Below are 5,382 nucleotides of genomic sequence, written 5' to 3'. Positions count from 1 at the left end.
ACGGGTTCAGCCGCGTGCCGTGGCAATCCGGGCACGGCTCGTTGCCGACGCCTTCCGGCTCCTGCTCGTCCGACGGCAAGGTCTGTTCGCGGCCGCGATCGTCGCCGGCGAGCACCGTGTCGTCGTACGCGGCGCGCTGCTCGCGGGTGAGCGTGACGCCAGTGCCGACGCAGGTCGTGCACCAGCCGTGCTTGCTGTTGTACGAGAACATCCGCGGGTCGAGCTCCGGATAGCTCGTGCCGCATACCGGGCACGCGCGCTTCACCGACAGCACCTTGACCGCGCCGACCTGCGCGGTCGAATGATCGTTCTGCATCGCGTGGTGCAGCCCGTCGAGCGGCGCGAGCAGGTGCATCACGCCCTTGCCGAGCTCGAGCGTCTCGTCGAGCCTGCGCCGCAACTCGGCTTCGTTGTCCGGCGACACGACGATATCGGCCACCGGCAATTCGATCGTGTGCTCGCGGAAGCGGTCGAGCTTCGGCCACGGATCGACCGTGACGAATTCGCCGTCGACGCGCAAATGCGTGCTGCCGCGCGCCTTCGCCCACTTCGCGAGATCGGTATACACACCCTTGCGATTGACGACGAGCGGCGCGAGCAGCCCGACGTGTTCGCCGCGATGATCGCGCAGCAGTTGCGCGGCGATCGATTCGACGGATTGCGACGTGACCGGTGTGCCGTCGTGGATGCAATGCTGCAGACCGAGCTTCACGTACAGCAGCCGCAGGAAATGCCACACTTCGGACGTGGTCGCGACCGTGCTCTTGCGCCCGCCGCGCGACAGCCGCTGCTCGATCGCGACGGTCGGCGGAATGCCGTACACCGCGTCGACCTCGGGGCGGCCGGCCGGCTGCACGATCGAGCGCGCATACGCGTTCAGCGATTCGAGGTAGCGGCGCTGGCCTTCGTGGAACAGGATGTCGAACGCGAGCGTCGACTTGCCGGAACCCGACACGCCGGTGATCACGTTGAACTTGCCGTGCGGGATGTCGACGTCGAGCGACTTCAGGTTGTGCTCGCGCGCGTTGACGATCCGCACGACGTCCTCGCCTTCGATCGCACGGCGCGCGCGTGCCGCGTTCAGCGCGGCCTGCAGCGGCACGCCTTCGTCGGCAGCCGCGGCTGCGCCCTCCATCTCGCGGTCGTACTGCAGCAGCGCCACGCCGGTATGCGATTCGGCGCAGGCCTTCACGTCGTCGGGCGTGCCCGCGCACAGCACCAGGCCGCCGCCGTCGCCGCCTTCCGGGCCGAGATCGATCAGCCAGTCGGCCGCGCGGATCACGTCGAGATTGTGCTCGATCACGATCAGCGAATGGCCGGCCGCGAGCAGCTTGCCGAACGCCTGCATCAGCTTCGCGATGTCGTCGAAGTGCAGCCCGGTGGTCGGCTCGTCGAACATGAACAACTTCGCGCGGGCGATGCGCGCCTCTTCCGTCGCGACCCGGCGCCCGTTGGTCGCCGCCGCGGATTCGGCGAGGAAGCCGGCGAGCTTCAGGCGCTGCGCTTCGCCGCCCGACAGCGTCGGCACCGGCTGGCCCAGCTTCACGTATTCGAGGCCGACGTCGACGATCGGCTGCAGCACGCGCAGCACCTCGGCATCGGTTGCGAAGAACGCAGCCGCCTCGCTGACGGTGAGATCGAGCACATCGGCGATGTTCAGCGCGCGGCCGTCGCGCTCGATACGCACTTCGAGAATCTCAGCGCGGTAGCGGCTGCCGTCGCAATCCGGGCAACGCAGGTAGACGTCGCTCAGGAACTGCATTTCGATGTGTTCGAAGCCCGAGCCGCCGCAGGTCGGGCAACGGCCGTCGCCCGAGTTGAAGCTGAACGTGCCGGCGCCGTAGCCGCGTTGCAGCGCGAGCGGCGCCTTCGCGAACAGCTTGCGGATTTCGTCGAACGCGCCGACGTAGCTCGCCGGGTTCGAGCGCGTGGTCTTGCCGATCGGCGACTGGTCGACGAACACGACGTCGCCGACCTGGTCGGCGCCCGTGAGGCTGCGGAACGCGCCCGGCGATTCGGTCGCCTTGCCGTGATGGCGCGCCATCGCCGGATACAGCACGTCCTGCAGCAGCGTGGATTTGCCGGAGCCGGATACGCCCGTCACGCACACCAGCCGCTGCAGCGGGATCTCGACCGTGACGTCGCGCAGGTTGTGCTCGGTCGCGCCTTCGAGCACGATGCGCGGCGTGTTCGCGTCGACCACGCGGCGTGCCCAGTTCGACGCATGCGCGACCTGCTTGCGGCCGCCGAGATACTCGCCCGTCAGCGTGTGCGCCGAGCGGATGTCGCCGGGCGTGCCGTCGTACACGATCGTGCCGCCGCGCTCGCCCGGGCCGGGGGCCCATGTCGATCAATCGATCGGCCGCGAGCATCACCGACGGATCGTGCTCGACGACGACCAGCGTGTTGCCCGCGTCGCGCAGCCGCTGCATCGCCTCGACGATCCGCGTGAGATCGCGCGGATGCAGCCCGATGCTCGGTTCGTCGAGCACGAACAGGGTTTTCGTGAGCGACGTGCCGAGCGCCGTCGTCAGGTTGATCCGCTGCACCTCGCCGCCCGACAGCGTGCGGCTTTGCCGGTCGAGCGTCAGGTAGCCGAGCCCGACGTCGCACAGGTATTTCAGGCGCGTGCGCACCTCGGCGAGCAGCAGCTTCAATGCGTCGTCGAGCAGCGCGCTCGGCAGCACGATGTCGTCGAAGAAGCGCCGGATGCGCTCGATCGGCAGCAGCATCAGGTCGTGCACGGTCAGGCCCGGCAGCGCTTCGAGCTGCGCGCGGCTCCAGTCGACGCCGCGCGGCATGAAGCGGTCGGCCGGCGCGAGCACGGCGTCGGCATTCTCTTTCGAGCCGAGCCGCCATTGCAGTGACTCCGTTTTCAGGCGCGCGCCGCCGCACACGTCGCACGGCGTGTAGCTGCGGTATTTCGACAGCAGCACGCGGATGTGCATCTTGTACGCTTTCGATTCGAGGTAGCCGAAGAAGCGCTTCACGCCGTACCACTGGCTCTGCCACTTGCCGTTCCAGTCCGGCGAACCGTTGACGACCCAGTCGCGCTCGGCGTCCGTCAGCTCGGACCACGCCACGTCGCGCCGGATGCCGGCCTTCGCCGCGTAGCGCATCAGGTCGTCCTGGCACTCTTTCCACGCGGGCGTCTGCATCGGCTTGATCGCGCCGCCGCGCAGCGTCTTGCGCGCGTCGGGAATCACGAGGCCGAGATCGACGCCGATCACGCGGCCGAAGCCGCGGCAGGTCTCGCACGCGCCGTACGCCGAGTTGAACGAGAACAGCGCCGCCTGCGGCTCCGCGTAGCGCAGGTCGCTGTCGGGATCGTGGAGCCCGGTGGAAAAGCGCCAGATCAACGGCTCGGCCGTTGCGTTTTCCGCTTCCGCGGCCAGCACGTACACGTTCACGCGGCCGCCGCCGCGCTTCAGCGACGCCTCGATCGCCTCCACCACCCGCGCCTTGTCGGCCTGCTGCACGCGAAAGCGGTCGGCCACCACGTCGAGCATCTTGCGCGGCCCGGTGGGCGACGCGACCTCGCGCTGCGCCTGCACGCGCGTGTAGCCGCTCGCCGACAGCCACTGCGCGATTTCCTCGTCGGACACCGCCTCCGGCAATTCGACCGGGAACGTGACGACGACGCGCGGATCGTCCGCCTGCGTGCGCGCGACGAGTTCCGCGTAGATCGTCTCCGGCGTGTCGTGCCGCACCTGCCGCGCGGTCTTGCGGTCGAACAGCTCGGCCGCGCGCGCGTACAGCAGCTTCAGGTGGTCGTTCAGCTCGGTCATCGTGCCGACGGTCGACCGCGAACTCCGAACCGGGTTGGTCTGGTCGATCGCGATCGCGGGCGGCACGCCGTCGACACGCTCGACCTGCGGGCGATCCATCCGGTCGAGGAACTGCCGCGCGTACGCGCTGAAGGTTTCGACGTAGCGCCGCTGGCCTTCCGCGTACAGCGTGTCGAACACGAGACTCGACTTGCCGGAGCCCGACGGGCCGGTCACGACCGTCATTTCACCGGTACGCAGGTCGAGATCGAGATTCTTGAGGTTGTGCTGACGTGCTCCGCGAATGCGGATCAGATTGCTGGATGACAATTTGCCTGCCCGTCTGAATGAGTTAGCCGGAATTCACGGTGCCGGAACGCTGCGGCGGATGCCCGCAGGCGCGGCGCACGTGCCGCAAGGGTTGGACCTGTGCGGCTCGAGTTCGACGGGTACTATACTGTATATTCATACAGTTTTCCATGACGACCCTGCGGGCTTCATGGGCAGGCGGCCGGGGATTCCCCGTCGGCATCGGCTATCCGGAAATCGCGCGCCTGCGATGCGCGGACGAAACAGCGCGCGGCTTCAGTGACGCGCCGCCCTGCACTAACCGCGCTTGCGCAGCGGGTCCAGCAAGCCTCTCAGGCCGTTGTGGTCGATTTCGTGCATCAGCGCGAGCTGCCGGCCGAGTTCGCCGCGCGGAAACCCTTCGCGGGCCAGCCAGTTGAGATAGTTGCCGGGTAGGTCGGCAAGAAGCCGGTCCTTGTATTTACCGAAGGGCATGGTGACGGTAACGAGGCATTCGAGGTCGGGGGATCGCATGCGGGTATTGTGCACGGCTTTCCGCTTCCGCCGCATGCAGGCCGATCAGGGTCGACCGACGGTTGTAAGACCGCCTCGTCGCGCGTGCCGAAAGCGGACCGCCGCCCCGCTTCCCGCCTGCTAGACTGAAATTTCCCCCTGCAAACCCTGGAGGGAATCATGATGTCCATCTATGTCGTGAAGACCGGCGAGCAGTTCCTCTGCACCGCCGAGGACGGCGATATCGGCATGGCGCCGGCCATCGAGGATGCCGCCTCCTTTGGTTCGTATGACGAAGCGGAGCAAGCCGCGAGCGCGAATGCCGACCCCGGGTACGAGATCGTGGCCGTCTGCATGATCCGACACTGAGCGCCATCCACGGCCCGGTACGGATGGCGATCCGCGTGCCGGACGCCAGTCGTCGCTCGGCGGCGGCGCCGCTGCGACGGACACCGCGTGCGCACGCCGCAACGAGCCCTACCCGCGGCCGTTGTCCGCGGCGAGCACGCATTGCCGCAAGCGAGCCGCCTGGCTTCGACGGTCACGCTTGCGGCAACCTGGCCGCGGCGTCCTACTTCTGCAGCGAGATTTCCACGCGACGATTGCGCGCGCGCCCTTCGGCGGTATCGTTCGACGCCGCCGGATTGGCTTCCCCGTGACCGACTGCAGCGAACGAATCCGCCTTCAGCCCGTGCTCGCGCAAATACCCGGCGACCGCATCCGCCCGGCGCTTCGACAGCGCCTGATTGTGCGCATCCGAGCCGGTCGCGTCGGTATAGCCGTCCACTTCCACGCGCGCGAAATGCCGGTCGGC

3 protein-coding genes and 1 pseudogene are annotated in these 5,382 nt (G+C 68.0%); 1 reads left to right on the top strand and 3 read right to left on the bottom strand.

Annotated features, from left to right (window positions below):
- Nucleotides 1–4,097, bottom strand: a pseudogene (gene uvrA / locus JMF90_RS22530) (excinuclease ABC subunit UvrA); the annotation flags it as partial.
- Nucleotides 4,098–4,373: 276 nt separating this feature from the next.
- Nucleotides 4,374–4,589 carry a DUF3820 family protein gene (locus tag JMF90_RS22525; RefSeq protein ID WP_027805708.1) on the bottom strand — a complete coding sequence of 72 codons (216 nt, stop codon included), beginning with the start codon at nt 4,587–4,589 and terminating at the stop codon, nt 4,374–4,376.
- A 159-nt stretch (nt 4,590–4,748) separates the two neighbouring features.
- On the opposite strand from JMF90_RS22525, the gene JMF90_RS22520 reads away from it, so the two are divergent.
- Nucleotides 4,749–4,937 carry a hypothetical protein gene (locus JMF90_RS22520; protein WP_023475168.1) on the top strand — a complete coding sequence of 63 codons (189 nt, stop codon included), beginning with the start codon at nt 4,749–4,751 and terminating at the stop codon, nt 4,935–4,937.
- Between the two features lie 202 nt (nt 4,938–5,139).
- On the opposite strand, the gene JMF90_RS22515 is transcribed toward JMF90_RS22520, so the two are convergent.
- A partial coding sequence (locus JMF90_RS22515; RefSeq protein WP_201325446.1) for an OmpA family protein occupies nt 5,140–5,382 on the bottom strand: 243 nt, incomplete at its 5' end.

The sequence above is a fragment of the Burkholderia sp. E168m23 genome, assembly GCF_016586125.1.
Classification (GTDB): domain Bacteria; phylum Pseudomonadota; class Gammaproteobacteria; order Burkholderiales; family Burkholderiaceae; genus Burkholderia; species Burkholderia orbicola.
This window is presented reverse-complemented; position numbering and strand designations above follow the sequence as displayed.